Source organism: Pseudomonas sp. NFACC43, from assembly GCF_900119645.1.
In the GTDB taxonomy this organism is placed as follows: Bacteria; Pseudomonadota; Gammaproteobacteria; order Pseudomonadales; family Pseudomonadaceae; genus Aquipseudomonas.
In genome coordinates this window covers 286,550-312,595 of the sequence record NZ_FPKK01000005.1, presented here as the reverse complement: position 1 = coordinate 312,595, position 26,046 = coordinate 286,550, and the positions used below count along the sequence as shown (strand labels likewise).

Genomic DNA, 26,046 nt, shown 5'->3' with positions numbered 1-26,046 from the left:
AGGCCCTTTGTCATTGACGGGGAGCAGTTTTCTGAGTGCTGGTCGGCCTCTGGCCGACGGCATTGAGCACCGGGTTGCCGTCCTTGTTCTGCGTCAGGTAGACCGGCAGTACTTTTGGCAACGACGGCACCAGGTTCTTCACTTCACTGACGTTGTAGATACCGCCGATGCGCAGGGCGCCGGTGTTGTTGTCGGCCAGCATGACGGGACGGTCGAGGTAGCGGTTGATCAGCGGCAGCGCATCGGTGAGGGTCAGGTTATCCAGCACCAGCTTGCCGCTGCGCCATGCCAGTGAGCTGTCATCGGCAGGCGTTTCGCGGACCTGCGGCTGGAAATCGCCGGCCTTGTAGCTCGCCTGCATGCCGGGTGTCAGGCGCGAGCCGTTTTGCGTCAGTGCATGGTTGCTGGCGACCAGTACCGAGCCTTCCACCAGCGTGACGCGCACCTGGTCCTGATACATCCAGACGTTGAAGCGGGTCCCGGTCACCCGTACCTGGCCCTGGCCGGCCCGAACGATGAACGGGTGCTGGGTATCGTGGCTGACTTCGAAAAACGCCTCGCCCTTTTTCAGGGTCGCGCGACGCTCATTCTTGTAATTGGCGAATACCAGCTCGCTGCCCAGGTTGAGTTCTACCTGGCTGCCATCGCCCAGGATGATGCGCCGTACGCTTGCGTCGGCTTCGAAGCGCTCGTAGGAATTGGCCAGCCAGCCCAGGTTCCAGCCCGTATAGGCCGCCAGTGGCAGCCCCAGCACCAGCACCGCGGCGGCAGCGGCCAGGGGACGCCAGCGCGCCCGCGGCCGGGGACGAGACACCGGGACCGGCGGCGCGGGTTCGACGCGCGGCAAGTGATCGGCGACGTCCCAGATCTCCAGCATGGCGGCGTATTCGAACGCATGCAGGGGATCGGCATCGTGCCACTGCTTGAAGGCCAGCCGTTCGGCATCGCTACAGTCGGCAGCATGCATACGCATGCACCAGTGCGCGGCCGCATCGGTAATGGCGTCGTATTCGGCTTCCGAGAGTGTATGTTCGGTCATTGACTCTTCCTGGTTTGCCGCATTCTAACCTTCGGCATGAGCTGTCGAGAACTGCCGTCATGGCGATAACATGTCAAATAGGCCGGTTTTTTTCCGCCAAAGGTGCTTGCACCCGTATGGCTGCCCCCTAGCATCCCATGGGCCGGGTGAAAAAAAGATCAACGGGTCGCGCATGGCAGAAGAATAGCCACTCAAGAGCCAGCGGCGGGCAGCACGGCGTCGAGCTGGCGTCCCAGCATGCAAATCAGCAAGGTCATGGAGTCGGCGTTTCGAAGGATCAGGTCGATGCGTTTATCGGCCGAAGCGGGGTCGAGGAAAATATCCCGTGCTTCGCTGATGCTGGTAGCCCCCGTGATTTTCAGTATTTCCCTGGTCATGTCCTTGAATTGACGTACCTGTTCCAGGCTCTTGAGCATCCCGGCCCGATGGTCCCAGGCCATGAACAGTTTCGATCGCGGCGTACCCAGCGAAAACCCTTTGAGTTGTTGCTCTTTCAACTCCCTCGACTTGCGTCGCCCGAATTCGGTGTCTTGGGAAATGAGGTCGAAGAAGGGCAATGAAGCATCCAGGTAAACGATGTCGTACGTGTCGAACAACTGGTGGGTCAATTCATGGATAAGAGTCGCCCCCTGGGCATGGGCGTCGACATTGAATGATTGCGGCACAAGCTCCTGGTATCGGTCCAGGCCTATTTCAAAGAACAGCTGCGTGAGGTAAATCCGTCCCTTGGCGTTGGGTTCCACGACAAATGCTGTGGCGATATCGTTGATATCCTTGAGATTGCCGATGACGATGCGCTTGGCGTTCTGCGCTTCCCATGAAGGATCGGCCAGTGCCCGGCAGATCGGCGCAATCGCCGTGTGGACCTTCTCGATCAGGCCGGCATCGACGTGTTCCACGCCCAGGAACGTCTGGAGAAACGTTTCCAGTCGAGAGGCCGGCGCACGTTGCTGCCTGGCGTGCTCCAGGTTATGGAGGGCGTTGATCGAGTAGAACCTGGCTGTCTCCAGGGCCTGGACGATGGCATTGGCATGGTAGGGGTATTTCCTGCGTATTTCAGCCATGCCCCGGGCTTCGATGTTCAACGAGGCGCCGGCCTGGTAGTCACTGTAGGAATTGGCGAGTGTGGACATGACCTTGCCGTAGCGAATGGTGTGTCGCTGCGGATCGATCGCCCACTGCTGGTCGTCGGACGATCGAGCCAGTATCGGTCCTTCGCCATGGGCATGGACGACACGCCATACCTGGTTCGCTTTGGCGACCTGGAAGACCCTGCCGGCCACGCTCGCATAGAGCTTGCCGGATCCCGCTGCGCCGTAGGTGCCGTCGGCCAGGTTTGCGTGCAGGTCGAAAAGGCTGGCATCCGTGGCTTCGAAGGCGTGCAGGTTGGTACGGGTCGGTGCCGTGGACGCGATATCTTTCCAGCTCATTTCGGTCGTCGTCCGGGGCACCTGCGTTGCTGGGCTGGCAGGGGCGAGCAGGCCGAACGTATCGTCGCGATTGAGCATGCCCAGCGAGACCATTTCCGCGGCGCCGGCGATGAAGTCATGCAAGCCGGTTTTCCAGTCATGCTGTTGCAGCGCTTCGGCAGAGGCCTTGAAGTCCTGGTAGCTTTCCCAAAGGGTCTCGAAAAACGTCAATTTGCCCGGTAGCTGGCGTCCAGCAAACCTGACCCCGGTGCTGAACAGATGCAGGACCGTTTGCCAGTCGAACTGGCGTTTGCGGTCGGTCTGGGTGCTCAACAGGTCCGATAGCAGGTCCAGGTTATCGTTGAACAGTGTGTCGAGCAGGTTCGTCTGAATCGGGTTCGAGGCCAGGGTGATGTCCGACAGCTTTCCAAGGGTGGACACGAACAGGTTCCGGAACAGCCCCTGATGGGTCGTGGGGAGCCGGCTGATCAGCAGATCCTGAAGCGCCCCGGGCAGGTTGAGCGCAGCGATGAGGCTGGCCTCGTCCTTGAATTCGATGAGGTTCGGCCCCGCGCGGTAGGGCGCATACAGCACATGAGGAGCCGTCGCGTCGGTGCTCGATCCGATCAGGTAGAGTCCCAGTGTCTTGACCGCCGCGGCGCCGCCGGTCGTTATCAGTTCCAGTGGACGGATCAGGGCGCTGGCACCTTTCACTGCCTGGCGCGCGATGCCGTCCGGCATATCCAGGACCTGGCGAATCAAGTCGAATGCCGTGGCCGACAGGTACTGTTGCAGGTGCCGTGCGTGGGCATGCTGCAACAGTTGCCAGGGCAACTGGCGGCGAAAACGCTGCTTTCTCGCTTCTGCGTCCGCTCCCGTGCCGGAGAGCTTGTCCCTGACGTGTTTTTTATACGAAGTGGAGATATCCAGGGACAGCAGCATCTGCTTCACAGTGGCTTCGTTCAGACTGTCCGGCAGTTTTTTTCCGGACGTGGAGGAGACATGCAAGCCGGTCTTCTGGGTGAACTCGACATGGTTCAAGGCGAAATCGATCAAGGAAGCGGGAGGACCGGCCAATGCGAGGTTCGGCGTGATCAGGATGCTGGCCGGGTCGAGATCCTTTTCGCCAAGGCGTGCATCCATTAATGCCTTGAGCTTTTTACCGACATAGGTGCGAAGCGGCTCGATACCGTCCAGGTAGTCCTTGCCGTCGGCCACGCTGTTCTTGTATTGGTCGAGCAGATCGATATGCAAGCGTTGATCTTCCAGGGCGGCCGTGCCGAGCCAGGCGGGCAGTTTCTGCCGCCACCGGTTCGCCTGGGCGATGCGCATCGCACGCGGCAGATTGGTCGGAGCGCCTTTGTTCTGCAGCGCCTCGAGGCTTTTCGCCAAGGCCATCCCGCTCAGTTTCCATGGGCCGATTTTCAGACTGCTCAGGTACCGGTGTTCGGCTTCGAAAAGATCGATGAAGGAACTCATCCGGTTCGACAGGACGTTGTCTTCGATCAGCTCGAATGCCTCGAGCCGGTAATGCCCGTGGGGCTTGCGTTGGGCAGCGGGCAGGTTTTCCAGCAGGCTGAAACGTCTTCGAGGGTCGAGCAGGTAGCGGTTCAATTGCCCGGCGGCCATCTCCACGGAAGAAAAGACCTGCAGGCCGTCCGAAGGCGTCCACAGAATACCCAGGCCTGAATAGGGCGTATCCAGCCCGCCGCGTTCGGTGAGGAAAAAACAGTTGGCGAGGCAAAGGTGGACCGTTCGGGTTTCGTCGGTACAGGTGAGCCTCAGCGAATAGACGTCCGGCCGGAAGCCCTTGACCCCCATGCGTTGGGTGCGGTCGGGAAAATCGGGGTCGTAGGCGAACACGGTCCTGATGAGGTCGTGGGCGGCTGGCGGCAGGGTTCCGTCCAGCTCCCTGAGTTCGGCTTCGGCACGTATTCCCAGAGAAAAAACGTTGGTGAGCTTTGGCAGCAGCGCTCTCAGGTCCTTGGAAAACTCGTGGGGACTGGACATCGGCACTCGGGCGAACAGCGTGGTGAAAGCCTCTTCGACGCTGGCATAGCTCTTGATCTTCCTTTCCAGTTGGTCGGCCATGAAGTTGGAAGGGCGCAAGTCTCCGTAAAACACCGGTTGGGCACCCCAATGGCCCTGGATCCCCTGCTTCAACAGGCTTTTGTCGATCAAGGTGCGTATGTCCAGCGCCTTGTCGACGAGGGCGTGAAGGTCGACCTTGCCCTGGCGAGACATCTCCAAGGCGTAATGAAGGTTGCTGGTCTGCTTGCCGATGATGGTGTTGGCCAGGGACTCGAACACCGGCAAGGCCACGGGGTGCCCCGACACCTTTGGCTCGTCGAGGCGTAGGAAGCGGTTGCGCTCTTCCAGGCTCAGAAGGCCGTAGAGGGCTTCTTTTCGCGTGGCCCGGGTCGGAGTGCCGAGCAATGTCTGCTTGAAGCTCAGATAGTCGTCGACTTTCTGGAGACCGTGGCTGGGCGTGTAGAGGTAGTGCCCCTTGCCGCTGATCATCAACGAGCCGGCGAGCTCCACGTAGAGCGGTTCGTATTCCCAGAGTCGCACCGTTTCGATGAACAGAAGCGTTTCATCCCGACCGGACGGCCCGAGGACCCGGAACAGCTCCCGGCTCTGTGCATGCGTCAGTTGCCTCTGTTCCCGCTGGATCAGGATGTTCGCCCGCAACGTGTCGCTGAGCACCTGCGAGAGAAGCTTGCGGCGTGAAATATGAAAGGGGCCGGTGGCGTCCCAGTAACCCTCGATGCACTGGATGAGCCGTGGGATCAGGTGTCCAGCGGCGACCTTCAGCAGGTTTTCCCACTGCCGGGCGTTCCCGGATGATGGGGTGATCCCCGGATGGATGAATTCCACGTCATGTCCGCTGGGTCGTCCCTGGTGGTGGAAATAGACCAGGACCGCGTCAGCCAGGGACATGGTGTTGATGACCCGGCCGGCTGTCGGGCTCCCGGCGCCGGCATAGGTGCTGATCGCCACGCGTCCCTGCCTGTGGTCGAAGTTCGACGCCGCTTCGTTCAATACCTGGTCGAGCATCGCCTGCAACGAAGGCAGTTTCATCAGTTCGTCCACCATTGTCCGGGCATTGAGGCTCTGTGCATGCTCGATGCTTGCGACCAGGGCTTCGAAGACATCGCCCTCGATGAGCGAGCGGGTCTGTCGGATGCCGGGGGAGCCGTTCAGTTCGGCCCGTTGTGAAATCGAGAGCAGTTGAAACAGATCGTCACGTTCGACGGGGCTCGCCAGCATGTGCTCGATCTTTGTTTCGAGGGCTCGGCGGCTGGCGAACTTTCTGATGCCACCTTGTGGTGTATAGAGAAACGCAGGCCAAGCCTGCGAAGCGCCGGTCGCTGGCGAGGCCGTCAGGCTAAGGCAGCCGGCCAGGGGAATCGGGGTTCGGCCGGTCGCTTCGAACAGGATGGTTTCGACAGACATCGGCGGTGTCTGCGCTGCACGCAGCGAGTGGCTGGGCAGTGCAGCGTGATGCAACCAGTCGAGGTCCGCCTGCGTCAATCCGTGGGGTGCGCTCAGTTCGTCCAGGCGCCTGGCATCCAGCACGTGGGAAAACAGCAGTGGGGTGGTCTCGGTCATCGTCGCTTCTCGATCAAGGCGCCGTGAGGCAGCCGTGGATGAAGCGGTCAGGCTAGGACGCCATGGAAGGGCGAAGGTGGTAGATAGTTACCGCACGCCAGGCCCCCGGTGCCTGTCAGGCTCAGGCGCCGGCGCAAAGGTTGACAGCGCGCTCATGAAGCGGTGTTTAATCGGCGCGCTGGTTTGTCTTACGCTGTTGCTACCTCCAACAATCATTCTGGAGCTTCAGATGTCTGCGCTATCCGAACACGCCGGTTCCGGCGCCTTGTCCTTCGATGCCCTGGCGGGTTTGCTGGAGAAGATTTTCCTGCGACACGGCACCTCGGCCGACGTTGCCCGGATCCTGGCTGAAAACTGCGCCGGCGCCGAGCGCGACGGAGCTCACAGCCATGGGGTGTTTCGCATCCCCGGTTACGTCTCGACCCTCGATAGCGGTTGGGTCGACGGCCAGGCCGTGCCGGTGGTCGAAGATGTTGCCTCGGGGTTCGTGCGGGTGGACGCCGGCAACGGATTCGCCCAGCCGGCCCTGGCTGCCGCGCGTGCGCTACTGGTGCAGAAGGCCCGCAGCGCCGGCATTGCGGTGCTGGCTATCCGTAACTCTCACCACTTCGCCGCCCTCTGGCCGGATGTCGAGCCGTTCGCCTATGAAGGGCTGGTGGCCTTGAGTGTGGTCAACAGCATGACGTGTGTCGTGCCCCATGGCGCACAGCGCCCGCTGTTCGGCACCAACCCCATCGCTTTTGCCGCGCCACGGGCTGACGGGGAGCCGATTGTCTTCGACCTGGCGACCAGCGCCATCGCCCATGGCGATGTGCAGATTGCCGCGCGCAAGGGCGAACTGTTGCCCCCGGGCATGGGGGTGGACAGTCTGGGTCAGCCGACCTGCGATCCCAAGGCAATCCTGGACGGCGGGGCACTCCTGCCGTTTGGCGGGCACAAGGGGTCGGCCTTGTCGATGATGGTGGAGTTGCTGGCGGCGGCCCTGACGGGGGGGCATTTTTCCTTCGAGTTCGACTGGAGCAATCATCCCGGTGCCAAGACGCCATGGACCGGCCAGTTGCTGATCGTGATCGACCCGAGCAAGGCCGCCGGGCAGGATTTCGCCGAGCGCAGCCAGGAACTGGTCAGGCAAATGCAGGGGGTGGGGTTGCAACGGTTGCCGGGGGATCGCCGGCATCGCGAGCGCCGTCAATCCAGCGAGCGGGGGATTGTGCTGGAGGAACAGACACTGGCGCAGTTGCGGGAATTGGCCGGCGTGTAAGGCCCGTCTGGGCGGGTGTCGGACTCAGCGCGGCAAGGGGGAAGCCCCTTGCCACGGGCAGGCTTAGCGTCGTCCCAGCAGCAAGCCCACCACCAGCCCGAAACCGGCGGAAATCGCCACGGTTTGCCAAGGGTGGCCACCAATGTAGGTCTCGGTGGCGTCCACCATGGGGCGGGTGCGATCCCGTGCGCTGGCGAGGGAGTCCAGGGCCTGTTGCAGTTTATGGGCGATCTGCCCCCGCAGGTTCTCGGCATCTTCGCCCACCAGTGAAGCGCTGCTCTTGAGCAGTTTTTCCGATTCTTCAATCAAGGCCTTCAATTCGCTGAAGGCCTGGTCCTTGATTTGCTCTCCGTTCGCTTGCTCTGGGCTTTTACGGGGCATTGAATGACTCCTTGCAGATGATGGCAGTGAACAGTGGAGTGCCGCGCCTGGGGGAAAGTTGCAAGCGCCGCACAGCCAAAATGGGTGTTAAGACGTTTCCTTGCAAGGTGTAAGATGTCGCCTATTTACGCAACAGGTAATTTCCATGAGCTTCAATCTCGCTGACAAGCCCCTGGCCGAGCGCGCTGCGCTGGAAGACGAAAAATCCCGACTGTTCGAACTGTGGCAGAACAACCTGGGCAAGGCCAAGGGCGAAGCGGCCCGCTTGTTCGGCGAGCGCTCCAAGCGCAAGGGCAAGTGGGCCGAGTGGGTGCGGGCGGAGCTGGATGGCATGTCGCCCCCTGAGTACGCCAACATGGTGCGCAGTGAAGTCAATCGCCTGATGGCGGCCAATAAATGAACCTCATTTGAAGGTCGCCAGGATGGCCTCGCGAACCTTGATCACGGCCGGATCCATCTGCGCGTGGGTTCGCCAGCCCAGTTCGATAGGGTAGCGCGGCAAGGCAAGGGGGCAGGGTAACAGCGCCAAGCCGCTGAGGGACGCAATGGCCCGGGCCGCATGTGCCGGAATGGTCGCCACGGCCTGGCTGCCCCTGAGCAGGAATGGCAGGGCGGCAAAATGAGTGGTGGAGGCGCAGACCCTCCGGCTCAGGCCGAGCCCAGCCAGCCCCTCGTCGGTGATGCCGATGAACCCCCCGGAAGATACCAGCAGATGTTCCCGCGCCACGAAGCTTTCCAGCGCAAGGTGCGCCTGGCCTTCCTTCAGGCTGGCCTGATCGACGAGGCACGCGTAGTCCCCTTCACCCAGGACTCGTCGACTGAGCAGCCGCTGCGCGAAACCTCCGGCGGTGATCGCCAGGTCAAAATGGCGCTCCATCAGATCACGGCCGACGATCTGGCTATGGGTCTGGCGGAAGATCAACCTCAACCCTGGTGCACGTTGCGCCACTTCCTCGATCAAGCGCCGTCCATAGGCGATCTCGAAGTCGTCGGACAGGCCGACGATGACCGAGCGCCCCTGGTAATGGCTGGCATCCGGATCGATCATCGCCAGGCTCTGGCGGCATTTGTTCAATGCGTCGCTGATCACCGGCTTCAATTGATCGGCCCGCAGTGTCGGTGCCAGGCCGCGACCGGTGCGCACGAATAGCTGATCGTCATACAGGCTGCGCAGCCTGCGCAGGGCGGCGCTGATGGCCGACTGGGTCACGCCCAGGCGCAGCGCGGCGCGGCTGGCGCTGGATTCGTCGTGCAGGGCTTCGAAGGTCTTGAGCAGGTTGAGGTCGATATCGGCGATATTCATTTGGCTCATATCATTTAGCAGTGATCAGGGCTTTATTCATGATCGGTCGACGCTTGAGAATCGGCAACACCTGATGAACCAAGGAGTTGCAACCCCATGCCAAAATCCATCGTGGCCGCCCTGCAGATCGGTTCCTTGCCCGGCGGCAAGGGCGAGACCCTGGCGCAGATCCTTTCCTATGAAGAGGCCATACGCCAGGCCGGCGCCCGGCTGGTGGTAATGCCCGAGGCCCTGTTGGGCGGGTATCCAAAGGGCGAAGGATTCGGTACCCAGCTGGGCTATCGGTTGCCGGAAGGGCGAGAAGCCTTCGCTCGCTATTTCGCCAATGCCATCGACGTGCCCGGCGCCGAGACCGAGGCACTGGCAGGGCTTTCGACGCGCACCGGCGCCAGCCTGGTGCTGGGCGTCATCGAGCGCGCCGGGAGCACCTTGTACTGCACGGCCCTGTATTTCGAGCCCGAGGCAGGCCTTGTGGCCAAGCATCGCAAGCTCATGCCCACCGGTACGGAGCGGCTGATCTGGGGCAAGGGCGATGGCTCGACACTGCCGGTGGTCGACAGCCAGGTAGGGCGTGTGGGCGCGGCGGTGTGCTGGGAAAACATGATGCCCCTGTTACGTACGGCCATGTACGCCAAGGGCGTCGAGGTGTGGTGCGCGCCGACGGTGGATGAGCGGGACATGTGGCAAGTGACCATGCGCCACGTCGCTCACGAGGGCCGCTGCTTCGTGGTCAGTGCCTGCCAGGTCCAGGCCTCGCCCCAGGCGCTGGGGATCGAAGTCGCGAACTGGCCGGCCGAGCGGCCGCTGATCGCCGGCGGCAGCGTGATTGTAGGGCCCATGGGCAACGTGCTCGCCGGTCCGTTGAAGGACAAGGCCGGCCTGTTGACCGCTGAAATCGACACCGACGACCTGGTGGGGGCGCGCTACGACTATGACGTGGTCGGGCATTACGCCCGTCCGGATGTGTTCGAGCTGGTGGTGGACGAGCGGGCCAGGCCCGGCGTGCGTTTTATCCCATGAATCACCAGTTGGCCGTGGAGCTCGGCAAGTCCAGGGTGCCGCGGTCGACGAAGCGCACGGTACCGAACAATCCACCCGCCAGCTTGCCCTTGAGCACGTAGGGCAGGTTGTCCAGGCGCTGGGTCTGGCTCAGGCCCAGCGTCTGGCGCAGCACCGAAAAAGCCGAGATGCTCACCGGCACGCTCAGCACCGTTTCGGAGAACCTCGCGATGGTGCCTGCCTGGTCACTGACCCCCGACGCCAGGGTGCGTCCATTGACCTCCAGGTCCAGGGCCACGCCGTTGTAATCGATGGCGATGTCGTTGGGGTTCTGCAAGCGCAGTTTCACCGCGAAGCGCATCTCCAGTTCCTGGCTGGCCAAGGGTTCGATGCCCACCACATTGATGTTCAGCGGGTCGTGACGCTGCAGCAGCGTGCAGGCGTTCAGGCTCAAGAGCATCAGAAAGAAAGATAAACCGATGATTCTGCGCATGGCACGCTCTCAAGATAAAGATGCAGTCGGGAAACGCGGAAACCGAGGACACCATAACCCACAACACGCTCCATAAAGGGCTCCTGACAGTTTCTGACATCAGGCTCTGCTAATCTGCGTCAACTTTTTTCTTGCGGATCGCCATCGTGTCGCGTACCACCCGGCTGCTCACTTTGCTGCAAGTCTTGCGGGGCAAGCGTTGCCCGGTCACTGCCGCGACGCTGGCGGCCGAGCTGAACGTGTCTGAACGCACGCTCTACCGGGACATAGCCGAGTTGACGGCCCTTGGCGCTCCGATCCAGGGCGAGGCGGGCATCGGCTATGTACTGCGCAGCGGGTTGTTCCTGCCGCCGCTGATGTTCACTGCCGATGAAATCGAGGCCATCGTGCTGGGGCTGCGCTACGTCGACCAGCGTGGCGACGATGTGCTGGGCAAGGCCGCTGCCGATGCCTTGGCGAAGGTCGCCGCGGTGCTGGCTCCCGACGTCCGGGACGCCCTGCGCAACCCGACGGTGCTGCCCGGTCCGCCGGGCTATGGCTACCCGCAGAACAGGGTGGAACTGAATGTCTACCGCCAGGCCATTCGCAGCCAGGCGAAGCTGCGCATCGACTACGCCGACGTGAACAATACACCGAGCCAGCGACTGATCTGGCCCCTGGCCCTGGGGTTTTTCAACGAGGCGCGGGTCGTGGTGGCATGGTGTGAATTACGCGACGCCTATCGGACCTTTCGCACCGATCGGATCGCGTGTGCCATCGAGCAGGGGGGGCGCTACCCCGGCAGGCGCAGCGATCTGTTGCGGGCCTGGATGAAGTCGATGCAGCTGGATGAAACCGGACGTTTCACTCCTGACAAAAACTGACATGGCGCTGTTTTAGCATGATGTCAGATCGCTAGAACAAGGAGCCGTACCATGTCCAATCCCGTCTCTTCCCTGGCCCCGGCCATAGCCGGTTACATTGCGGCCGCCAATGCCCGTGACAGTTCGGCGGTGCCGCGTTTTTTCGCCGAGGATGCCAACGTATTCGATGAAGGCCAGCACCGGGCCGGTACCCAGGCCATTGCCCAATGGATGGAGGACACCGCCCGGCGCTACCAGCCGCGGGTGCAGGTGCTGAACGTGCAGCAGCGCACCGGCAAGGTGCTGGTCCACAACCTGATCTCCGGGACCTTTCCCGGCAGCCCGCTGGAGCTGCGATACACCTTCCGCCTCAACGAGCAGGGGAAAATCAGCCGGTTGGATATTTCGGTCTAGAAACCCGGCAACCTGACGCGAGCCCAGTGACGGCGAGGGAGACCTCCCGTCACACGGCGAAGTGCCGGTTCATGGCATACTCGGCGACTTCGCTTTCCGGACCCGGGCCGTATGATTTTCGACTCACCCTTGATCGCCTGGCAGCACGCCATCCAACACCATGGCTTCGTCCAGGACGAGGCCCAGGAGCTCGCCATCATGGCCCTGGAGCAATGCCACCGGGCATTGCATGAGGGGCGCAAGCCCGTGAAGGGGGTTTATCTCTGGGGACCGGTGGGGCGCGGCAAGACCTGGTTGATGGATCGTTTCTACGAAAGTCTCAAGGTCCCCGCGCGCCGCCAGCACTTTCATCATTTCATGGCCTGGGTACACCAGCGTTCATTCCAGCTCACCGGCACGCCGGATCCCTTGCAGGCCCTGGCCCGGGAGCTGAGCGCCGAAGTGCGGGTGCTGTGTTTCGACGAACTGTTCGTCACCGATATCGGCGATGCCATTATCCTCGGCCGGCTCTTCCAGGTGATGTTCGAGCGGGGCATGGTGATCGTGAGCACGTCCAACCTGCCTCCCGAAGAGCTTTACGCCAACGGCCACAACCGCGAGCGTTTCCTGCCCACCATCAGCGCGATCAAGGAACATATGCAGATCGTGCCGGTGAATGGATGGCAAGACCACCGCCAGCATCCGGGTGCGCTGCAACAGCGCTACTGGCTACGGGAACGCGCTCGGCCTGACCCGTTGGCCGCAGTCTTCGCTCAATTGACTGCGGGGCAAGCGCTGCGTGACGGACCGATAGAAGTGGGCCATCGCCTGCTTGAGCCGGTCCAGGCCAGCGAGACAGTGCTCTGGACCCGCTACGCGGACCTGTGCGAGCAGCCTTTTTCAGCCTTGGATTTCATGGCGCTTTGCGACCGCTTCAGCGTCATTCTGCTCAGCGATGTGCCCAGCCTGAGCGCCGAGCAGCGCGAGGGCCGCATTGCCCGTGGTACGGAAGACGGCGTCGAGCGGGTCGAGGCGGGGGACAGGGAACTGCCGCAGTTGTCGATTCACGACGATGGTGTGCGCCGCTTCATCGCCCTGATCGACGAATGCTACGACCGCAAGGTACCGCTGTATCTTTCGGCCTGGGTGCCGATGGAGCGGTTGTACACCGAGGGCTATCTGCAATTTCCATTTCGCCGTACCCTCAGTCGCCTCCAGGAAATGCAGTTGCAACGTTTCGGTCAGCCAGCCTGACCTGTATCCGCCGATAGCCAAGGGCGATCGGCATTCAAAGAGAGATGGAAGGTCATGGAAGAAGCCAGGGACATCCTTGTATTGCAAGCCAGCTACACCAACCCGGTTCACGCCGAGGCGATCTGTCATGTGCTCAACGGCTATGCGCAAGACCCGATGGGGGGCGGTCGGCCCCTGCCGGCCGAAGTGCTGTTGCACCTGCCGGAAGAACTGGCCAAGCGCCCCCATGCGTTCAGCGTGCTGGCATTCGTCAATGGCGAGCCGGCGGGGCTGGTCAACTGCTTCGAAGGTTTTTCCACCTTTGCCTGCCGTCCCCTGGTGAATATCCATGATGTGGCGGTGATGCAGGCCTTTCGCGGATTGGGCCTGAGCCAGAAGATGCTGCAGAAGGTCGAAGACATCGCCCGCCAGCGCGGCTGCTGCAAGATGACCCTGGAGGTGCTTGAAGGCAACGCCGTGGCCCAGGCCAGCTATGGCAAATTCGGTTTCGCCGCCGGCATGTTCGACCCGGCCCATGGCCGGATGCTGTTCTGGACCAAGTCTTTGTAGAACCCTGGCCCGCGCCCGGGCCTGGGTTATTTCTGCACGAGCCGGGGCTCCGGTTTCCTGGGTTGCATCAGGCTGAAGTCGATCAGCGCCTTGTGTTGGCGTTGATAGGGATTGCCGATCAACAGGGGCCGGGCCTTGAAGTCATCGCTGACCAGGCTCCTGCTGCGATCCAGCTCGTCGAAACTCAGGCCTGCCAGGTCTGCCCAGGTATGGATCAGCTGAGAACTGCTGTAGGGCCGTGACAGGTCGCCGGCAAAGTTCCAGTCATGGCTTTCGCGCCATTTTGGCGAGGCCCAGGCCATGAACGGAATGGTGTACATCGGCGCGGTGGGCTTGCCTTCGTTGCGTCCCAGGGTGTCGTGCCCCGCCGAGTCGAATACATCCTCACCGTGGTCCGACAGGTATAGCAAAAAGCCGTTGGGGTCGGTCCGGGCGTAATCCTTGATCAGGCTGGAGACCACGAAGTCGTTGTACAACACCGCGTTATCGTAGCTGTTATAGGTGGGGACCTGATCGTCGCGCACCCCTGCCGGTACGCCCTGGCGGTCGGTGAACTTGTTGAAGGTCGGCGGGTACCGGTACTGATAGCTCATGTGGGTGCCAAGCAGATGCACCACGATCAGCTTGCGCGGCGCGGCATCGGCCAGGGCCTTGTTGAACGGCGCGATCACGTCGCCATCGTATTGCGCGGCGTTCTGGTTGCGATTGTTGTTCAGGTAGACCTGCTCGTCGGCCTGCTGGGAAAAGGTCGTGAGCATGGTGTTGCGCTTGGTCATGGTCTGCTGGTTGGTGATCCAGAACGTCTTGTAGCCCGCCTGTTTCATCATGCTGACCAGCGAGGGTGTGCTCAGGTAAAGGTCCGGATGCTGCTCATCGGCAAAGGTCAGGACCTGTTGCAGCGCTTCGATGGTGTACGGACGTGGAGTGATCACGTTGTCGAACACCGCCAGCTGGTCCTTGAGCTTGTCCAGTTCCGGCGTGGTTTCCCGCTGGTAGCCGTAGAGGCTCATGCGCTGACGGTTGGTGGATTCGCCGATCACCAATACCAGGGTCGCCGGCTGGGTCGCCATGGCGTCCTTGAGGTTGCGCAGTGGCTCGATCTTGCTGGCGCTGTGCAGCATGCCCTGCATATTGGTCAGTTGTTCACCGTAACGACGGTATGCCACCAGCATCTGCCAGGGCACGGCGGGCTCGATGCGGTCTTCGAATTTCTCCAGGCCCCCGGCCAGGGTGCCGGTACGCAAGGTTTGCTTGACCAATGGGTAACCCACCACGGCCACCATGATCGCGGCGGCGGCCATCATGGCCCGGCCCCGCGGCAGGTACACCGGGCGCAGGCGCGTCCATAGCCAATAGCTGACCGCTGTATGGGCCAGGAAGGTCGGCACCATCCACCAGGCAAAATATTGGGTCAGGTATTCACCGGCTTCAGACACGTTCGATTCGAACATGATGAAAATGACGCTCTGGGAGAATTCCTGCTGGTAGATGAAGAAATAGCCCAGGCTTGCCATGGAACACGCCCACAGCACCACGCCGATCAAGGCGGCGAGCAGGCGGGTCCGGGCCGGGAACAGCAGCATGGGCGCCAGCCACACGGCGCTCATGATCAGCGCCTGGCGAAACCCGGTGAAGCCGGAGGTGTCGGTCACCAGGATAAGCAGTTGGGTAATGCCCGAAAAATACCAGAAGAACAGGAACAGCCAGCCAAGTCCGGCCCAATCGAAACCTTTCGCAGTCGTTTTGCTGCGTTTGAACACACTCATCAAGCTCTCCAGCCTTTTGTCGGCGCTGCCGCAGGGGCCGATCCGGCATCCGCGGGCGTGCACCGACCCTCTTCAAAGGCGCGGAGTATTGCGATGAGGGTGTGAAAACTTCGTGAGTTTTTTGTCTACGGGACGCAGGGGCGTGGTGTCGCGAAGGGAGACCGCGAGGGGATAGGGGGGCGCGAATGCTTCGAACCGAGCCGATTTTCCTGTGGGGATGCCCAGGGTTCATGGAAGTGACACTGGTATGTTCAGCGTCACTTCCGACTGGAGCAGGTCTAGCGAGCCAGCGCCTGACCCTGGTGGGCCAGCTGTGCGTGTTGCAGCTGCAGGCGCAACTGGGTCACTTCATCGAGCAGCAGATCACGCTCTTCTTTGAGCAGGCGTAATTCATCGCGACGAATGGTCACATAAAGGGTCTGTGGGGGACGTGCGGTAACGACTGGGTCCATTGCTCACCTCGCAAATGGCGTACATCAACTATAGAGATGTCGCCAGTTTTTGGTCGACACCTCTACTATCGGCGCCGATTCTGATTTCTTTTGCTCGTGAATGGAACTTTTTTATTTTTCATGGTCGCCGTGTCTTCGACCGGATTTGGAGCGTTATCCCTTGTGATTGCACGAATTAACCGGAAACTATGCAGCAATGCTCTGGACTAACCTCCTCATAGTCGTGAGCTAAACCTTTGACATACCTTTATTTGTAGTAGGGAGCATCAGCACATGCAACTCGGGATCATTGGACTGGGCCGCATGGGCGGCAATATTGCGCGGCGCCTGATGCTCAACGGGCATACCACCGTTGTCTATGATCGCAACAGCGCTTTTGTCGAAAACCTGGTCCAGGAAGGCGCCACAGGCGTCGCGGACCTGGCGGCCCTGGTGGCCGGCCTGCAGGCGCCACGGGCGGTCTGGGTCATGCTGCCGGCCGGCGCACCCACCGAAGACACCATCAACGCGTTGAGCGAGCTGCTCGAGCCAGGCGACGTGGTCATTGACGGCGGCAATACGTATTACAAGGACGACATCCGTCGCGCCCAGGCCTTGTCGGAAAAGGGCTTGAGCTACATCGACGTCGGCACCTCCGGGGGCGTATGGGGGCTGGAGCGTGGCTATTGCATGATGATCGGCGGCGACGCCGAAGTGGTGGCGCGCCTGGACCCGCTGTTCGACAGCCTGGCGCCTGGCATGGGCGATATTCCGCGCACCCGTGACCGCAAGTCCGACGATGACCGCGCCGAGCGTGGCTACATCCATGCGGGCCCGGCCGGTTCCGGGCATTTCGTGAAGATGATCCATAACGGCATCGAATACGGGATGATGCAGGCGTTCGCCGAAGGCTTCGATATCCTCAAGACCAAATCCAGCGAAAGCCTGCCGCCGGAGCAGCGTTTCGATCTGAACCTGGCCGATATCGCCGAAGTCTGGCGGCGTGGCAGCGTGGTTTCGTCCTGGTTGCTGGACCTGACGGCCGATGCCCTGGCCAGCGATCCGAAGCTGGACGGTTTTTCCGGTGAAGTGGCCGACAGCGGGGAAGGCCGCTGGACCATCGAGGCCGCGATCGAGCAGGCAGTGCCGGTTCCGGTGTTGTCCAGCTCGCTGTTCGCCCGTTTCCGTTCCCGCCAGCAGAGCACCTATGGCGACAAGATGCTGTCGGCCATGCGCTTCGGCTTCGGCGGCCATGTGGAGACACCAAAAAAATGACCTCGATCGGCAGGAAATCCAAGGCGGAGCCCGCACCACCGACCACGTTGTTCCTGTTCGGTGCCCATGGTGATCTGGTCAAGCGCCTGCTGATGCCAGCGCTTTACCATCTCTGTCGGGATGGGCTGCTGGGGGATGGACTGCGGATTGTCGGTGTTGACCACAACGCTATCAGTGATGTGGACTTCGCCAGGAAACTCGAGGACTTCATCCGCAACGAAGCGGCAAGCAAGGGCGGCGATGCCGCCCGGGCACTTAATCCGCAGCTGTGGGCCAGGCTGGCCAGGAACATCAGCTACGTGCAGGGTGACTTCCTCGATGACAGTACCTATGTGGCGCTGGAAGCGAAAATCGCTGCCAGCGGTACTGGCAATGCGGTCTTCTACCTGGCGACCGCGCCGCGTTTCTTCAGTGAAGTGGTCCGTCGCCTCGGTGCGGCCGGACTGCTGCAGGAGCAGGAGGATGGCTTCCGGCGCGTGGTGATCGAAAAGCCGTTCGGTTCCGATCTGCAGACCGCCGAAGCCCTCAATGCCTGCCTGCTCAAGGTGATGAGCGAGAAACAGATTTATCGGATCGATCATTACCTGGGCAAGGAGACGGTGCAGAACATCCTGGTCAGCCGTTTCTCCAACAGCCTGTTCGAAGCGTTCTGGAACAACCATTACATCGACCACGTGCAGATCACCGCCGCTGAAACCGTCGGTGTGCAAACCCGTGGCAGTTTCTATGAGCGCACCGGTGCCCTGCGGGACATGGTGCCCAACCACCTTTTCCAACTGCTGGCGATGGTGGCCATGGAGCCGCCGGCCGCCTTCGGTGCCGATGCGGTACGTGGCGAAAAGGCCAAGGTGGTGGGGGCGATCCGGCCCTGGTCGGTGGAACAGGCCCGCGCCAACTCGGTACGAGGCCAGTACACCGCCGGCGAAATCGCCGGCAATCCGGTGAGCGGCTATCGCCAGGAAGCCAACGTCGCCGCCGACAGCAGCACCGAGACCTATGTGGCCCTCAAGGTCATGATCGACAACTGGCGTTGGGTCGGGGTGCCTTTTTACCTGCGCACCGGCAAGCGCATGAGCGTGCGGGATACGGAAATCGTCATCTGCTTCAAGCCGGCGCCCTATGCACAGTTTCGCGACACCGAAGTCGATGAATTGCAACCCACTTACCTGAGAATCCAGATCCAGCCCAACGAAGGCATGTGGTTCGACCTGCTGGCCAAGCGGCCGGGGCCGGCCCTCGACATGGCCAACATAGAATTGGGCTTTGCCTACAAGGATTTTTTCGAAATGCAGCCATCAACGGGTTATGAAACCCTGATCTACGATTGCCTGACGGGGGATCAGACCTTGTTCCAGCGGGCCGACAATATCGAGAACGGCTGGCGCGCGGTGCAGCCGTTCCTGGATGCCTGGCAGCAGGACGCGACGGTGCAGCCCTACCAGGCCGGGGAAGACGGCCCGGCCGCTGCCAACGACCTGCTGACACGCGACGGTCGTGTCTGGCATGGCCTCGGATGAGCGAGTCGTTGAAACAGCCCATCCGGTTTTTGCTCAGCGACATGGATGGCACGCTGCTGCTGCCCGATCACAGCCTCAATCAACGCACCATCCAGGCGGTGCGCGCGCTACGTGAAGCAGGTGTGTTGTTCAGCCTCGCCACGGGGCGACCGCCGCGGGCCATGCTGCAACAGATCGAGGCCTTGGGTGTCGACCTGCCCACCGCTGCGTTCAACGGCGGCACCCTGGTTCATCCCGACGGCAGTTTCCTTGCCGTGCATTACCTGCCCCCCGAGGCGGCGCTGACCACCCTGGCGCTGTATGCCGACCAACCCGGCATCGAAGTCTGGGTGTTTGCCGACGGTGACTGGCTGGTGCGTGACGCCAACGGTCCGATGGTGCCGATAGAGACCCGTGGCCTGGGTTATCCACCCGTGGAAGTGGAGAGTTTCGAGCCCTACCTGGAGCGCATCGACAAGATCGTCGCCACCAGCGCCAACACCGATCTACTGATTGAGCTGGAAGCCCGTTTGCATCCGCTGCTCAAGGGCCAGGCCCAGGTGTCGCGTTCGCAACCCATCTATCTGGACGTCACGGCGATGAAGGCGAACAAGGGGGAGGCGTTGTCCACGCTGGCGACGTTCCTGGGCGTGCCGCTGGAGCAGACGGCGGCCATGGGGGACGGCGGTAACGACCCGGCGATGTTTCATCGCGCGGGCCTGTCCATTGCCATGGGCCAGGCGGACGAGACGATCAAGCGCCAAGCGGACGTGATTACCGCCGCCGTGACCGAGGATGGCGCGGCATTGGCGATCGAGCGATTCATCCTGCCCCGGTGAAGCCACGAGGGGGAGGCTTGCCTTGATATCGGCCCGGTCGCCGTCTTCGTGGGCAATGCCGCTCCCGCACGAACCCGATGAGTCGGCAATCCGGATCAGCGGATTCTCCCGTGGGAGCAGGCTTGCCCGCGAAAGTGACTGCCAACGTGCAGACCGTTGGCAGGGCCATCGCCAGGCCTCACAGCCAGTAGGTCACCGCAAACCAGCCCAGGCCGCCCATCACCACGGTATAAGGCACCGCCATCCAGACCATCCGGCCATAGGACAGGCGAATCAGCGGTGCAATCGATGAAGTCAGCAGGAACAGGAACGCGGCCTGGCCGTTGGGAGTCGCGACGCTGGGCAGGTTGGTGCCAGTATTGATGGCCACGGCCAGGGTCTCGAACTGCTCGCGGCTCATGTGACCGGAAACGAAGGCCTGTTTCACCTCGGTGATATAGATGGTCGCCACGAACACGTTGTCACTGATGGCGGACAGCAGGCCGTTGGCGATGAACAGCATCCCTGGCTGCTGGTCGGCGGGCAGGGCCAGTACCCACTGGATCAGCGGCGTGAACAATTGCTGGTCATGAATCACCGCCACCACCGCGAAGAACACCACCAACAAGGAGGTGAACGGCATGGCATCCTTGAATGCGTTGCCGAGTCGATGTTCGTCGGTGATCCCCGTGAACGCGGTGATCAGTACGATGACCATCAGGCCGATCAGGCCGACTTCGGCAATGTGCAGGGCCAGGGCCACGATCAGGATCAACGCGGCGATACCCTGCACGACCAGGGCTGCGCGTTGGCGTGAGGTGCGCTCGTGGTTGTCCTGGGCGGCGTAATCGGCCAGCACGGCTCGTACATTGTCTGGCAGCAGCGTGCCGTAGCCGAACCAGCGCAGTTTCTCCAATGCCACGCAAGTGACCAGTCCGGCTGCCAGCACTGGCAGCGATACAGGGGCGACCTTCAGGAAGAACTCCGCGAAGTGCCAACCCATTTCATGGCCGATCAGCAGGTTCTGCGGCTCGCCCACCAGCGTGCATACGCCCCCCAGGGCGGTGCCCACGGCGCCATGCATCAGCAAACTGCGCAGGAACGCCCGGAATTGCTCCAGGTCTCCATGGTGCAGCGAAGGCAGGTCATGGTCTTCATCGATGCTGCTGTCCTGGCGCGGGTCGTTGCCCGATGCCACGCGGTGGTACACCGAATAGAAGCCCACCGCGGCGCTGATGATCACCGCGGTGACGGTCAGTGCGTCGAGAAATGCCGACAGGAACGCCGAGAGAAAGCAGAACATCAAGGCCAGCAGTGCCTTCGAGCGCACGCCAAGGAGCAGGCGAGAGAACAGGAACAGCAGCAGGTCCTTCATGAAATAGATCCCGGCCACCATGAACATCAGCAGCAGGATCACCGGAAAGTTATGGGTCAACTCGTCGTACAGGGCCTTGGGCGTAGTCATGCCCAGGACCAGGGCCTCGATCAACAGCAGGCCGCCAGGCATCAAGGGATAGCATTTGAGCGCCATGGCCAGGGTGAAGATGAACTCCAGCACCAGCATCCAGCCGGCAACGACCGGCCCGAGGGTCCACAGCGCCAGGGCATTGAGGATCAGGAAGGCGACGATGCACGCTTTGTACCAGCGAGGCGAATGCCCAAGAAAGTTATGCGCGAAAGCTTCAGCCATTGAACCGGACATCGGCTGCTCCTTTTATTTAGAAGCGCGCAAGTTGCCGTAAGCAATGCGGAATATCAAGCGTAGGAAAAGATACTGTTGCGACTCAGGCCCAATACCGCGCCACGACTGCCCTGTAGTTGCCATGAAGGGAATAGCCGCCCACCAGGATTTTGTCATCTGCCTGCAATGCCAGGGAGGTGGCGGTATCCAGGCTGTAGCCGAGTCGGGTGCGAGTCCAGCCTCTGCCTTGGCCGAAAAACGGGTCGAGGCAGCCGTCCGGCAGATGCCGGGCCAGAACGAAGTCAGCCTCGATGCCGCCGATGGTGGCGCCGGCGGTCACCAGCTTCCCGTCCGATTGAAGCTGCGCGGCGGTCCATTGGCTCGCGCTGCGCCCGATCTGTAGAAGCCGGCATTGTCCCTGGTTGAACTGGAGGTCCGCTTGGCCGTCCGGGCGTACCTTGAGTGACAGGCACTGCATCGGGTCACGGCTGCTGCCGAACGCCTGCAGGTCGCCGTTTTCATGCTGGACGATCTGGCTGATCATCACGCTGCGCTCCTGGGTCGTGATGGACAGGAAACCGTTGTCGCCGAAGCTGTCATCGAGTCTGCCGCTGGGGTCATAGCGGGCCATCAGGCCTTGTTGGGGCAGGTCGATGGCACCGCCTGCGAGGATATTGCCGTCGGCCTGGAGTGCGAGGCAGCTCAGCCAGGTGTTTTTCAACAGGCGCCGGACCATCACGAAGCCGCCGCTGTTGAATGTGCTGTCCAGGCTGCCGTCCGGCAGCAGGCGGATCAGGATGCCGACATGATCGGACAACTGAAAATGATGGTTGGCCAACAACAGGATCCGGCCATCGGCCTGCACGCGCATGTCGCAGGCTTCAAGGCCTGGTACGCCGGGAGGCAGCCAGGGATCGCGCAGGCCCTGGGAAAGATTGCCGCAAAGCCGGATGATTGTTCGCCCGGCGTGGCCGAAGCCTGGCACCGCGCGGCCTTGCTGGTCGAACAACGCCAGGGCGGGCAGGGTGCGGTCGGCGCTTTCGTAGTGAAGACCCGATAACAGGATGCTTGCGTCGGGCAACACGATGACTTTGCCCGCCGTCGCTTCAAAGCCCTGCTCGAAAGCGCCGATGACGCAGCCCAGGGTACCGAACCCCTTGTCCGGCGAACCGTCATGGTTGAGGCGGGCAAGCCCGAAACGGCTGCCTTGGGCGGTCTCGACCTTGGCTGCCACCAGGATGCGTCCGTGGCGGTCGACGGCCATTCCCGTGGTCAGGCTCGACGTGCTGTCACGGAACTGAACCGACACCTTGCCGCCATTGGCAAAGCCTGAGTCCAACTGTCCGGCGTGGGCTACCGTCTTCGGCAGTCCAGGGGCGAAGTGATTGAGCATGCATGCCTCTCCTTGCGCGTCGACCGGCCCGGAGGGGCGATGACTGCATGAGGGCAACATTCAATCCCTGAAAGTGATGGCGTACAACTGTCAACTTCTACAGATATAGAAGCGTCTTGTGCCAGAACAATGGCTTTTTGACCCAGTGCAAAGCCTGCTTTCAATAAACAGCCTTCAGGCTCTGTATAAAACGCCTTGGTACTCGTTCATGCTGCGTTGAAAACAGCCTCGCCTGGCATTCGTCTCAAGAGTTTTCGTACAGAGCCTGACAGCCAGTTATTCAGGCATGGACCAGGATTGCAGTTTGTAACCTTCCTGGCTCAGTTCGGCGCGTGCCTGTTTCAACAGGTCGGCCAGTTGGGCTGGATCGGTATAGGCACTGCTGGGGATCTGGGTGCGTCCAATATGGGTATTGGTGCGGTCGACGACGGTCAGGCTCAGTTCGCCGTTACCGTCTTGTGGGGCCCAGGCCACGCATTGGAAAGGCTTAAATGCGCGGTCGGCAATCAAAAGAGCTTCGTTGATACGGAGCGGGGCGTTCATGGCGTTTTCTCTTAAAAGTGCCCAATCAAATGATGTGCCGTCGGTTGGGCGTACCGTGCGGCGGGTTACTTGTACTGATGTCCCGAACCCGGGATCAGGTCACACATTCCTTGAATAAATTTCGATTTTCTTTCAGACAGGGCAAAAAGGCTTTTGTTTGAAAGCCTCGTGAAAGATTCCGGCAAGTGGCAACTAACGAAACGCTCGCTTATAACCGCTTTAATGCCCAATCAATAATTAATTGATACAAGGGGGTGTCAACTTCTTGCTACTGTTACATGCAGGTTCGCCAAACGCCTGTTTCTACTCATTTTTCTTATTTTTGGCGCCAAGGATCAGTCATGATCGAAGCCAGTACGTTGCGTCGTCTGCTCGTGGTTGATCCCTGCGATGATTGTCATCGCCTGCTGCCGGGGTTACGCGGCATTGGTTGGGAAGTGGACAGTTGCTCCCTCGAGCATGCAGGCGATCGCTCCTGCGATGTCGGCCTCTTGCGGCTGCAGCCCTTTCACCTGGAGCGCCCGGAGGCGGTCAAGGAGCTGATCAGCCGCAGCGGCGCCGAATGGATCGCGGTACTCAACCAGGAAGTGCTGCACCTCAAGAACGTGGGGGATTTCGTCTGCGAATGGTTCTTCGATTTCCATACCTTGCCTTTCGACGTATCCCGGGTCCAGGTGACGCTGGGTCGAGCGTTTGGCATGGCGCGGCTGCGGGGGCAGGGTTCTGTCCACGTTGACCAGCCCGAACATGAGCTGCTGGGCGACAGCAAACCCATTCGCGAGCTGCGCAAGTTGTTGCACAAACTGGCGCCCACCGAATCGCCTGTATTGATTCGCGGTGAGAGCGGCACCGGCAAGGAGCTGGTGGCGCGCACCCTGCATTCCCAGTCCCAGCGGCGCAACAAGCCGTTCATTGCCATCAATTGCGGGGCCATTCCCGAGCATCTGATCCAGTCGGAACTGTTCGGCCATGAGAAAGGGGCCTTCACCGGCGCTCATCAGCGCAAGATCGGGCGCATCGAAGCCGCCCACGGCGGGACATTGTTCCTGGATGAAATTGGTGACCTGCCCCTGGAACTGCAGGCCAACCTGCTGCGTTTCCTGCAGGAGAAACACATCGAACGGGTCGGCGGCAGCCAGCCCATCCCCGTGGACGTGCGGGTACTGGCCGCCACCCATGTGGATCTTGAGGCGGCCATCGAGCACAAGCGGTTTCGCGAAGACCTGTACTACCGCCTGAACGTGCTGCAAGTGGTGATGGCGCCCTTGCGTGAGCGCCACGGCGACTTATCGATGCTGGCCAGTCACTTCTCCCATCTCTACAGCCAGGAAACCGGCCGCCGGCCGCGCAGCTTCAGCGAGGACGCGCTGGTGGCGATGGGCATGCATGACTGGCCGGGCAACATCCGGGAACTGGCCAATCGTGTTCGTCGCGGGCTGGTATTGGCCGAGGGGCGGCAGATCGAAGCCCGGGACCTGGGCCTGGCCAGCCACCAGGGCGTCGTGGCACCGATGGGCACCCTCGAAGACTACAAGACTCGCGCCGAGCGCCAGGCACTGAGCGATGTCCTCAACCGGCACAGCGATAACCTGAGCGTGGCGGCCCGGGTGTTGGGCGTGTCTCGCCCGACGTTCTACCGCCTGCTGCACAAGCATCAGATCCGCTAGGCCCTGAAAGTAATTGTGGCAGCGGGGGCGGCCGCGGATGATGCAGCCGCCTCGCTCCCACAAGGGCATTGCTCGTCTATCTTGTATTGCCTGAGCGTCGCTCGGCGACTTTTCGTACGCCTTAGAAGTAATACGGGAATTTCAGACTGAAGGAGAAATCCGGTGCGTCGTCGGTCAGCCCGATGGACAGGTTGGGCACGATGGTCAGGTTATCGGAGGCGGCCACGGTCATGCCGATATTGAAATAGCCTGCGTTGGCGTCGCTGGAGACCACCGACTCCCAATCCCCGCCGTCCTGCTTGAGCTTGCTGTTCTTCTGGATCAGGTCGGACACCGAGAACGACATGCTCATCTTTTCGTTCAAGGCGAAGGCGATGCCCGCGCCGATCTGGAAGCTGTCACCGATGCGCACTTTGCCAGGTACTTCCTGGTTGACGGTGGAGCTGATGTCGTCGAACGACTCCTCGAAGTTATGGGTATAGGACAGGCTGCCGAAGAGCACGGCCGGATCGAAGGTCTTGACCAGGGAGATCCCGGGGGTGATCGACCAGACGCCATTGCCGGTGGGCAGGTCCTCGGGCACGAACAGATTGGTGTTGGCCTGGGATTGGCGCAGCTTGATGCCGAACGGATCCTTGCCGGTGGGCGCCTTGACGCGCAGGGTCACCACCGCATCGGGGGTATCGATGGACTCGTCCATGAACTTGTAGGCAATGCCGAAATTGACGTCGCCGATGGTCGGGTCGCGGGTGACGGTTTCTTCGCTGGTCACCCCGGCCGCGCCCTGGTTGGCGCCGCCGGACTGGTAGGTGGATTCGCGATAGATCACCGGTACGTTCAGGTCGAACTGCCAGCGGTTGTCGAAGTTGTAGCGACCGGTCAGGTCCAGTGTCCAGGTGTCGGCCTTGATCCGGTCCAGGTTGATGTTGCCCAGGAAAATCGAATCCAGGGCCAGGAAACCGTTGAGGATCAGTTGCCGTGTGTCATAACGCGAATAGGTCACGCCGGTCTCGAAGCTGAACTTGCCACCGCCAAAGAAGCCGCTGGCTTCGTCGTAGAGGTTGGAGACGCTCTGGGCGGGCTGGGAGTCTGCGGCGAGGGATTGTCCGTAGCCACTGCCACCGCTGGCAGTCGTGCCGCTTCCGGCAACAGTCTGATTGCCTTTCATGTCGGCCGGTGACTTGACCAGGCGCTTGGGCGGCGGGGCGGCGGGTTGGTCTTCCACCTGGCGAACCCGCTGTTCGAGGACCGCCAGGGCCTTCTGCTGGACCTCATAGCGTTGCCTGAGCTCCAGCAGTTCCTGTTTCAGGGCTTCGATTTCCGCATCCTGTGCCGCTTGCAGCAGAGGGGCAGGCAACAGCGTGCTCAAACACATCACAGCGCGCAACGATACGGATCGATACATGAGGTATGCCATCCCTATAAGCCCAGTGGTCGCAAG

22 protein-coding genes are annotated in these 26,046 nt (G+C 61.5%); 11 read left to right on the top strand and 11 right to left on the bottom strand.

Annotation, left to right across the window (positions count from 1 at the left end):
• Positions 1-10: 10 nt before the first annotated feature.
• Together BT179_RS11770 and BT179_RS11765 are read right to left on the bottom strand one after the other, a co-directional pair.
• On the bottom strand, positions 11-1,039 hold the full coding sequence (locus BT179_RS11770; protein ID WP_072431128.1) for a FecR family protein: 1,029 nt from the start codon (positions 1,037-1,039) through the stop codon (positions 11-13).
• A gap of 191 nt (positions 1,040-1,230) precedes the next feature.
• The gene (locus tag BT179_RS11765) at positions 1,231-6,060 is read right to left on the bottom strand and encodes a dermonecrotic toxin domain-containing protein (protein ID WP_072431127.1); all 4,830 of its coding nucleotides are present in this window, start codon (positions 6,058-6,060) and stop codon (positions 1,231-1,233) included.
• A 229-nt stretch (positions 6,061-6,289) separates the two neighbouring features.
• On the opposite strand from BT179_RS11765, the gene BT179_RS11760 reads away from it, so the two are divergent.
• The gene (locus BT179_RS11760) at positions 6,290-7,321 is read left to right on the top strand and encodes an Ldh family oxidoreductase (RefSeq protein WP_072391003.1); all 1,032 of its coding nucleotides are present in this window, start codon (positions 6,290-6,292) and stop codon (positions 7,319-7,321) included.
• 63 nt (positions 7,322-7,384) lie between these two features.
• On the opposite strand, the gene BT179_RS11755 is transcribed toward BT179_RS11760, so the two are convergent.
• Positions 7,385-7,702, bottom strand: a complete 318-nt coding sequence (locus BT179_RS11755) for an ElaB/YgaM/YqjD family protein (RefSeq protein ID WP_072391006.1) — start codon at positions 7,700-7,702, stop codon at positions 7,385-7,387.
• 145 nt (positions 7,703-7,847) lie between these two features.
• Between BT179_RS11755 and BT179_RS11750 the strand changes: the two genes are divergently transcribed.
• A complete protein-coding gene (locus BT179_RS11750; protein ID WP_072391008.1) occupies positions 7,848-8,102 on the top strand; it encodes a hypothetical protein in 255 nt (84 codons plus the stop codon).
• A gap of 3 nt (positions 8,103-8,105) precedes the next feature.
• Here the strand turns inward: BT179_RS11750 and BT179_RS11745 are convergent, their stop codons facing one another.
• Positions 8,106-9,014, bottom strand: coding sequence for a LysR family transcriptional regulator (locus BT179_RS11745; RefSeq protein ID WP_072431126.1), 909 nt, complete (start codon positions 9,012-9,014; stop codon positions 8,106-8,108).
• An 87-nt stretch (positions 9,015-9,101) separates the two neighbouring features.
• Between BT179_RS11745 and BT179_RS11740 the strand changes: the two genes are divergently transcribed.
• Positions 9,102-10,025 carry a carbon-nitrogen hydrolase family protein gene (locus BT179_RS11740; RefSeq protein WP_072431125.1) on the top strand — a complete coding sequence of 308 codons (924 nt, stop codon included), beginning with the start codon at positions 9,102-9,104 and terminating at the stop codon, positions 10,023-10,025.
• A gap of 1 nt (position 10,026) precedes the next feature.
• On the opposite strand, the gene BT179_RS11735 is transcribed toward BT179_RS11740, so the two are convergent.
• Positions 10,027-10,497 (bottom strand): LEA/WHy family protein, encoded by a 471-nt coding sequence (locus tag BT179_RS11735; protein WP_072391019.1) that lies wholly within the window; start codon positions 10,495-10,497, stop codon positions 10,027-10,029.
• A 146-nt stretch (positions 10,498-10,643) separates the two neighbouring features.
• Here BT179_RS11735 and BT179_RS11730 point away from each other — a divergent pair, with 146 nt between their 5' ends.
• The 4 genes from BT179_RS11730 (at position 10,644) to BT179_RS11715 (ending at position 13,535) form a co-directional block, all read left to right on the top strand.
• Positions 10,644-11,360, top strand: coding sequence for a helix-turn-helix transcriptional regulator (locus BT179_RS11730; RefSeq protein WP_072431153.1), 717 nt, complete (start codon positions 10,644-10,646; stop codon positions 11,358-11,360).
• Positions 11,361-11,411: 51 nt separating this feature from the next.
• Positions 11,412-11,753, top strand: a complete 342-nt coding sequence (locus BT179_RS11725; RefSeq protein WP_072391022.1) for a nuclear transport factor 2 family protein — start codon at positions 11,412-11,414, stop codon at positions 11,751-11,753.
• Between the two features lie 111 nt (positions 11,754-11,864).
• Positions 11,865-12,986, top strand: coding sequence for a cell division protein ZapE (gene zapE / locus BT179_RS11720; protein WP_072431124.1), 1,122 nt, complete (start codon positions 11,865-11,867; stop codon positions 12,984-12,986).
• 54 nt (positions 12,987-13,040) lie between these two features.
• Positions 13,041-13,535, top strand: coding sequence for a GNAT family N-acetyltransferase (locus BT179_RS11715; RefSeq protein ID WP_072391028.1), 495 nt, complete (start codon positions 13,041-13,043; stop codon positions 13,533-13,535).
• A gap of 26 nt (positions 13,536-13,561) precedes the next feature.
• On the opposite strand, the gene BT179_RS11710 is transcribed toward BT179_RS11715, so the two are convergent.
• Together BT179_RS11710 and BT179_RS26745 are read right to left on the bottom strand one after the other, a co-directional pair.
• Positions 13,562-15,301, bottom strand: a complete 1,740-nt coding sequence (locus tag BT179_RS11710) for a phosphoethanolamine transferase CptA (protein ID WP_072431123.1) — start codon at positions 15,299-15,301, stop codon at positions 13,562-13,564.
• 278 nt (positions 15,302-15,579) lie between these two features.
• Positions 15,580-15,753 carry a DUF6026 family protein gene (locus BT179_RS26745; RefSeq protein WP_165887561.1) on the bottom strand — a complete coding sequence of 58 codons (174 nt, stop codon included), beginning with the start codon at positions 15,751-15,753 and terminating at the stop codon, positions 15,580-15,582.
• A gap of 249 nt (positions 15,754-16,002) precedes the next feature.
• On the opposite strand from BT179_RS26745, the gene gnd reads away from it, so the two are divergent.
• The 3 genes from gnd to BT179_RS11695 are packed head-to-tail and all read left to right on the top strand — an operon-like array spanning position 16,003 to position 19,342.
• A complete protein-coding gene (gene gnd, locus BT179_RS11705) occupies positions 16,003-17,007 on the top strand; it encodes a phosphogluconate dehydrogenase (NAD(+)-dependent, decarboxylating) (protein ID WP_256327894.1) in 1,005 nt (334 codons plus the stop codon).
• Positions 17,004-18,524 carry a glucose-6-phosphate dehydrogenase gene (gene zwf / locus BT179_RS11700; RefSeq protein WP_072431122.1) on the top strand — a complete coding sequence of 507 codons (1,521 nt, stop codon included), beginning with the start codon at positions 17,004-17,006 and terminating at the stop codon, positions 18,522-18,524. Before gnd ends, zwf begins: the two co-directional genes overlap by 4 nt.
• Positions 18,521-19,342: a Cof-type HAD-IIB family hydrolase gene (locus BT179_RS11695; RefSeq protein WP_072391042.1), complete on the top strand. Its 822-nt coding sequence runs from the start codon at positions 18,521-18,523 to the stop codon at positions 19,340-19,342. Before zwf ends, BT179_RS11695 begins: the two co-directional genes overlap by 4 nt.
• Positions 19,343-19,520: 178 nt before the next feature.
• On the opposite strand, the gene nhaB is transcribed toward BT179_RS11695, so the two are convergent.
• The 3 genes from nhaB to BT179_RS11680 form a co-directional block, all read right to left on the bottom strand.
• Positions 19,521-21,023: a sodium/proton antiporter NhaB gene (gene nhaB / locus BT179_RS11690; RefSeq protein WP_072391045.1), complete on the bottom strand. Its 1,503-nt coding sequence runs from the start codon at positions 21,021-21,023 to the stop codon at positions 19,521-19,523.
• 82 nt (positions 21,024-21,105) lie between these two features.
• Positions 21,106-22,395, bottom strand: a complete 1,290-nt coding sequence (locus BT179_RS11685) for a delta-60 repeat domain-containing protein (RefSeq protein ID WP_072431121.1) — start codon at positions 22,393-22,395, stop codon at positions 21,106-21,108.
• A 276-nt stretch (positions 22,396-22,671) separates the two neighbouring features.
• Entirely contained in the window at positions 22,672-22,938 is a 267-nt protein-coding gene (locus tag BT179_RS11680) for a hypothetical protein (RefSeq protein WP_072391050.1), read from the bottom strand.
• 341 nt (positions 22,939-23,279) lie between these two features.
• On the opposite strand from BT179_RS11680, the gene BT179_RS11675 reads away from it, so the two are divergent.
• Positions 23,280-24,605, top strand: coding sequence for a sigma-54 dependent transcriptional regulator (locus BT179_RS11675; RefSeq protein ID WP_072391053.1), 1,326 nt, complete (start codon positions 23,280-23,282; stop codon positions 24,603-24,605).
• Positions 24,606-24,726: 121 nt separating this feature from the next.
• Here BT179_RS11675 and BT179_RS11670 read toward each other — a convergent pair whose 3' ends face one another.
• On the bottom strand, positions 24,727-26,010 hold the full coding sequence (locus BT179_RS11670; RefSeq protein WP_072391056.1) for a hypothetical protein: 1,284 nt from the start codon (positions 26,008-26,010) through the stop codon (positions 24,727-24,729).
• Between the last annotated feature and the right edge of the window lie 36 nt (positions 26,011-26,046).